The sequence below is a fragment of the Dietzia timorensis genome (assembly GCF_020742175.1).
GTDB classification, from domain to species: Bacteria; Actinomycetota; Actinomycetes; order Mycobacteriales; family Mycobacteriaceae; genus Dietzia; species Dietzia timorensis_A.
This window is the reverse complement of the sequence record NZ_DYXM01000189.1, coordinates 1-5,618: the sequence shown is the minus strand read 5'-3', so window position 1 is coordinate 5,618 and position 5,618 is coordinate 1. Positions and strand designations below refer to the sequence as shown.

Genomic DNA, 5,618 nt, shown 5'->3' with positions numbered 1-5,618 from the left:
CGCGCTCGCAGTCCGAGGGCCAGCGGCGAATGACCGCGCTGCACTCGCGCGGCGGTGGATTCAGCCACGGCACCGACGCCCGCGAACTCGAGGTAGCCCCCAACCTGTGGGCGGGCATCGGACTCGTTCGCGGCGGGGCGGGCACGGCGCTCGTCGGCTCGTACGCGCAGGTCGCCGAGCGCATCGGCGAGTACTTCAAGGCCGGCCTGAGCCACTTCATCTTCTCCGGCTACCCGCACCTCGAAGAGGCGTTCCACGTCGGCGAGGGAGTCATCCCCGAACTGCACCGACTCGGTTACGGCGTGAAGAACCGGCCCGCTCCGGAAGGCGAGCGCCGCGCCGCCCAGGTCCCTTTCGCGCCGGTCGCTGCCAGCGCCTCGTAGAACACCCGCGCCCGCCGTCATTCCCGGCAGGGCCACACCACACGCAACGAACAGGATCCACCATGTCCACCGCAGGAATTACAGAGAATCTGCAGTATGCCTACTGGGTGCCGAACGTGTCCGGCGGGCTAGTCACGTCAAATGTAGAGCAGCGCACCGACTGGGGAATCGACTACAACGTCAAGCTCGCACGCCACGCCGAGGAAGTCGGCTTCGACTACGCACTTTCGCAGGTGCGCTACCTCGGCTCCTACGGCGCGAACAGCCAGCACGAGTCGGTCTCGTTCTCGCTCGCACTGCTCGCCGCTACCGAACGGCTCAAGGTCATCGCCGCTGTTCACCCGGGCTTTTGGCAGCCCGCCGTGCTCGCAAACCTCGCCGCCACGGCGAGCGAGATCCACGGTGGCCGCTTCGCCCTCAATGTCGTCTCCGGTTGGCTGCGCGACGAATACGTGAAGTTCGGCGAGCCGTGGCTCGCGCACCAGGACCGCTACGAACGTAGTGCCGAGTTCCTCCAGGTGCTGCGCAAAATCCTCACCGAGGAGAACGTCGAATTCGCCGGCGACCACTACCGCATCCGCGACTACACGGCGAGCCCGCGCCCAGCGGTCGTACCCGAACTGTTCCAGGGCGGCACCTCGACCGCTGCCCGCCGCAACGGCGGCCTCTACTCCGACTGGTACTTCACCAACGGCGCCTCTCCGGAGGTCATCGGCGAACAGATCGCCGAAGTGCGCTCGCACGCCGAGTCCGCCGGACGCGAGGTGAAGATCGGGCTCAACGGGTTCGTCATCCTCGAAGACACCGAGAAGGAGGCGAAGGAGCGCCTCCGCGAGATCGTCGCCGGAGCCAACACCGAGGCCGTCGAGGCGTTCCGCTCCTCGGTGAAGGAGGCCGGAGCTGCGACCGGCGACGGCAAGGGAATGTGGGCCGAGTCGTCGTTCGAGGACCTCATCCAATACAACGACGGCTTCAAGACAGGGCTCATTGGCACGCGCGAGCAGATCGAGGAACGCATCGACGCCTATCGCAAGGTTGGCGTGGACCTGATCCTCACCGGCTTCCTCCACTTCGACCAGGAGCTGCAGCGCTTCGGCCGCGAGATCATCGGGCATGACGCCGGACGTGCCGAGCCCGCCCGCGAACGCCTTCTCGTGTCCGGAGCACGATGAGCGCCCCCACGGCGACGCGCGCACTCCGGCCGGCAGCTTCGGCGATCGGCGCCTCCGGAACCGCCTCGACCCATTCGGCCGCCGTCGCTTTGTCTCCTTCTGCAACGCCCTTCGACGCGCTTGTGCGCGAGGCCGCCCGCATCGGTGAGCGAGCGAGGAGCGTCGCTGGCGAACGCGAAGCCGGTGACCGCGAACTGTTCGCCGAGGTCGACGAGCTCAAGGCGTCGGGGATTCTCGGGGCGGCCGTGCCCGCGCGCCTCGGTGGCCCGGCGACAGCGGCCGGAGACGTCACGCCGTCGCAGCGAGCCGAGCTCCTCCGGGTCCTCGCCTACGGGAACGGATCGCTCGCCCAGATCGTGCAGCCGCATTTCGTGTTCGCGCGGTGGCTGTTCTCCGGACGTCGCCCGGATTCCGAGCGGGCGTGGGCCGAGCGGATTCTCGGCGGGGCGCTGCTGTCGAACGCGCAGGCCGAGCGCGGACCGCACGTCGCCGTCACACTTGCCGACGACGCGAAGAGCGCGCGCCTCGACGGCGTGAAATACTTTTGCACCGGCTCGCCGTACGCGGACCACCTCGCGGTGAGCGCGTTCCACCACGGCGCCTCGGACGAGACGCTGCCCGATGTCGTCGCCTTCGTCGACGCGCTCGCGCCCGGCGTGCGGCTCGTCGACGAATGGGATGCGCTCGGACAGCGGCTCACCGGTTCCGGCCGGGTCGAGCTCGATGCGGTGAGCGTCGGCGCCGAGAACGTCTTCGCCTTCGACATCGACTCGCTGCCCGCGTATGGCGCGTTCGCGCAGCTGTTGCACGCGGCGATCGATGTCGGTCTCGCCGAGGCCGCGCTCGACGAAGCGCTCGATCTGGCCCGCGCGGCCGGTATCGGCGGCGAGCTCACCGAGCATCTGGCCGGGGAATTGGCAGCCCGGGCATTCACCGCGGGAGCGGTCCTCGAATCTGCCGGGCGTGCCGTCGACCAGGCCTTCGACGCCGGCGTCGACGCCTACGGGCGCGCTGCACTCGCCGTCGGCGCGGCGAAGGCAACCACCGGGGAGCTCACCGTCGACATCGCCTCCCGCGTGTTCGAGCTGACCGGCACCCGCGGCATCGCGCCGAGCGTCGAACTCGACCGCCGATGGCGAGACCTGCGCACACACACGCTCCACGAGCGCCGCCGCGACAAGCTCCGCATCCTCGGGCGCTCGTTCCTCGACGCCGCCCCACCCGCGACGGGTACACAGTTCTGACCGATCCGAACGGCGGCACACGATCCGCCGACAGCGAAGGGAATCCCATGACCACGACCTCCATCCGCCACGACGACCCCGCCATCGCCGACCTCTCCCCCGAGGTCAGCGGCAAGGACCTGCGCAATATCCTCGCCGGCGTCCCCACCCCGATCGCCACCGTCGCCGCGCTCGTCGACGGCGTGCCGGTCGGCATGGTCGTCGGGACGTTCGTGGGCGTGAGCCTCGAGCCGCCGATCGTGTCGGTGAGCCTGCAGAAGTCCTCGTCGACGTGGCCGCTGCTGCGGCGCGCCGATTCGCTCGGCGTCTCCGTGCTCACCGCCGACCACTCGGGCCACATTCCCCGGCTCAGCGGCCCGTCCGCCGAGCGTTTCGACGGCATCGGCTGGACGGGCGATTCGGGCGCGGTGTTCCTCGACGGCGCGGCCGCCTCGTTCCGCACGCGCATCCACTCCGAGGTCGACGCCGGCGACCACGTCATCGCGCTGCTCGCGGTCGACTACGCCTACTCGCGCCCATCCGCTGCGGACGCTCTCGTCTTCCACAACTCGAAGGTCACGACCCCGCTCATCGGCAGAGGCGTTCGCTAGCCGCGGCCGCCGGGCAAGGCACGGGTACAACTGGAAGCATGTCCGAACGCATCGAGGTCAGCCGCTTCATCCCCGCCACGCCCGACGCCATCTTCGCCCTGCTCTGCGACCCGTGGGGCCACGTCGCAATCGACTCCTCCGGAATGCTGCAGAGCGCGAGCGGCTCGCCCGTCACCGCCGCCGGCGACGAGTTCACCATCCACATGGACCGCGAGGCGCTCGGGGACGTGGACCTCGGCAAGTATGACGTCGCCGTGCAGTTCACCACCGTCGTCCCCGATCGCGAGATCGCGTGGACGATCGATGGCACGATCAAACCCCCGCTCGGCCACACCTACGGCTACCGCCTCGACCCCACCGTCGGCGGCACCACCGTGACGAGCTACTACGACTGGTCCACGGCCGCGCCGGAATGGAAGAAGATCTTCCCCGTGATCTCCGAGTCCGCGCTCAAGGGAACCCTCGGCATCCTCGACCGCACGGTCCGCCACGGCTACTACCGCCCGTAAAGCCGATTGCCCTTCCGAGCGCTAACTCCTTGCGCTACGCCCGCTGCGCGCGGAGGAGCGCGAGCGCGTGGCGGGACAGCGCCCCGAGGCGCCAGCGCTCCGGAATCTCCACGACGATGCCCGCGTCGATGAGGGGCCCTGCCGTCACCGGTCCAACGGCCAGGGCGAGCGTGCGGTCGGCGAAATTGAGAATTGCGCCGTCATACCAACCGAGCTGGTCCGCCTCGCGAAGCCAGGCCTCCGAGCCCGGCGCGGACGTAAACAACACGGCATCGAACTCGCCCTCGGCCACCTCCCGAATGCTGCGCTCGAGCGCCTCACGGTCGGCCGGCGGACCCCACCGATACACCACCAGCCCGATGACGTCGGAGCCCGCCGCCCGCAGGTCCGCATCGATCCCGTCGGCCCCAGAACCGTGGAACTGCACGGCAACCTTCGCACCATCGAGGTCCTGCGCGAGGAGGTAGTCGCGGAGCTCGTCGCTCAGCCCGTCCGGCGCCTCCCACTCGGGCACGAAACCGGCCTTCTTGACCGCGCCGGTGACCTTGGCGCCGCGCGAGACGATGCGCGCCGACGCGAGGACCTCTTCGAGCTTCTCGCGGGTCCCGAAATGTTCGGCAGCCTCGAGCCATCCGGTGAACCCGACTCCCGTCGTCACGACGACGATGCCCGGGCGTTCGGCGACGACCTGCTCGGTGGCACGGCGGAGTTCGGCGTCGTCCGGGTGCGCGATCGTGGACATCGGTGGGGCGACGACCGTTTCGATTCCGTGGCGATCGAATACGGTGACGACATCGTCGGCACGTCGCTCGAACGCCGCGAGGACGCGGCACCCGGCGAGGTCGCCCGCGTCTGCCTCGTCAGCGATACCGTCGGAAAACTCCTGCGCTGCGTCTTCGTCGAAATCCATATGTCCACGATAACCGCGGGCCACGAAACCACGGGCGCCCGTATATTCAGCGCAACAGGCAGCGATCGGGAATATCACCGCGAACCGAACTGTTGATTCGTCTACGAAATGTCCGTACAACGTTGGTAGAACGTTGGGCGAAGGCAATAGACAACAACTGTGAGGAGTTCGAAGAAATGAAGGTTGGAATTATCGACGGTTCGGTCCGCGAGGGACGCAAGTCCACCTCGGTAGCCGAGTGGGTGAAGAAGAACGCGGACAGCCACGGCGGTGCCGAGTTCGAGATCGTCCCGCTCGCGGAGTTCAACATCCCGATTCTCACGAGCGCCACGGTGCCCGGCGCCGCGAACCGCCAGTACGACACCCCCGAGGTGCAGAAGTGGTCCGAGGCGATCGACTCCTACGACGCCTTCATCTTCGTGACCCCGGAGTACAACCACGGCGTGCCCGGCGCGCTGAAGAACGCCTTCGACTCCATCGGGCCCGAGTGGCAGAACAAGCCGGCCGCGCTCGTGTCCTACGGCGCCGACAGCGGTGTGCGCGCCGTCGAGCAGTGGCGCCAGATCCTCGCGAACTTCAATATGCACGTCGTGCGCTCGCAGGTCTCGCTGTCCCTCTTCACCGAGTTCTCCGAGACCGGTGTTGCCCCCGAAGCGCGCCGCACGGACGAGATCAACGGTCTATTCGACCAGCTTCTCGCTTCGGGCAAGTAGGTTTCCGCGCCTCCGACGTCATGGTTGGACCTAGCGGGGACGTATGAGAAAAGGTGCCCCAACGCGACTCCGCTCGCGGTGGGGCACCTTTGTGATT

Annotated in this window: 6 protein-coding genes and 1 pseudogene; 6 read left to right on the top strand and 1 reads right to left on the bottom strand. The window is 68.2% G+C overall.

The annotated features are described in order from the left end of the window. The 5 genes and pseudogenes from K8V11_RS09795 to K8V11_RS09775 form a co-directional block, all read left to right on the top strand. Positions 1-383, top strand: a pseudogene (locus tag K8V11_RS09795) (LLM class flavin-dependent oxidoreductase); the annotation flags it as partial. Between the two features lie 62 nt (positions 384-445). Then, the gene (gene sfnG / locus K8V11_RS09790) at positions 446-1,555 is read left to right on the top strand and encodes a dimethylsulfone monooxygenase SfnG (RefSeq protein WP_303913391.1); all 1,110 of its coding nucleotides are present in this window, start codon (positions 446-448) and stop codon (positions 1,553-1,555) included. Further along, positions 1,552-2,799: an acyl-CoA dehydrogenase family protein gene (locus tag K8V11_RS09785; RefSeq protein ID WP_303913388.1), complete on the top strand. Its 1,248-nt coding sequence runs from the start codon at positions 1,552-1,554 to the stop codon at positions 2,797-2,799. The genes sfnG and K8V11_RS09785 overlap by 4 nt, the downstream gene beginning before the upstream one ends. A 47-nt stretch (positions 2,800-2,846) precedes the next feature. Continuing rightward, on the top strand, positions 2,847-3,389 hold the full coding sequence (locus K8V11_RS09780) for a flavin reductase family protein (protein ID WP_303913385.1): 543 nt from the start codon (positions 2,847-2,849) through the stop codon (positions 3,387-3,389). Between the two features lie 38 nt (positions 3,390-3,427). Next, entirely contained in the window at positions 3,428-3,898 is a 471-nt protein-coding gene (locus tag K8V11_RS09775; RefSeq protein ID WP_303913382.1) for a polyketide cyclase, read from the top strand. A gap of 34 nt (positions 3,899-3,932) precedes the next feature. On the opposite strand, the gene K8V11_RS09770 is transcribed toward K8V11_RS09775, so the two are convergent. Then, positions 3,933-4,808 (bottom strand): uroporphyrinogen-III synthase, encoded by an 876-nt coding sequence (locus K8V11_RS09770; RefSeq protein ID WP_303913380.1) that lies wholly within the window; start codon positions 4,806-4,808, stop codon positions 3,933-3,935. A 176-nt stretch (positions 4,809-4,984) separates the two neighbouring features. On the opposite strand from K8V11_RS09770, the gene K8V11_RS09765 reads away from it, so the two are divergent. Next, positions 4,985-5,521, top strand: a complete 537-nt coding sequence (locus tag K8V11_RS09765) for an NADPH-dependent FMN reductase (protein ID WP_303913377.1) — start codon at positions 4,985-4,987, stop codon at positions 5,519-5,521. The last annotated feature ends 97 nt before the right edge of the window (positions 5,522-5,618 follow it).

Coding starts and splice junctions, on each gene's coding strand:
- K8V11_RS09770 (WP_303913380.1), bottom strand. CDS start 4,808: ATGGATTTCGACGAAGACGCAGCGCAGGAGTTTTCCGACGGTATCGCT.
- K8V11_RS09765 (WP_303913377.1), top strand. CDS start 4,985: ATGAAGGTTGGAATTATCGACGGTTCGGTCCGCGAGGGACGCAAGTCC.
- sfnG (WP_303913391.1), top strand. CDS start 446: ATGTCCACCGCAGGAATTACAGAGAATCTGCAGTATGCCTACTGGGTG.
- K8V11_RS09780 (WP_303913385.1), top strand. CDS start 2,847: ATGACCACGACCTCCATCCGCCACGACGACCCCGCCATCGCCGACCTC.
- K8V11_RS09785 (WP_303913388.1), top strand. CDS start 1,552: ATGAGCGCCCCCACGGCGACGCGCGCACTCCGGCCGGCAGCTTCGGCG.
- K8V11_RS09775 (WP_303913382.1), top strand. CDS start 3,428: ATGTCCGAACGCATCGAGGTCAGCCGCTTCATCCCCGCCACGCCCGAC.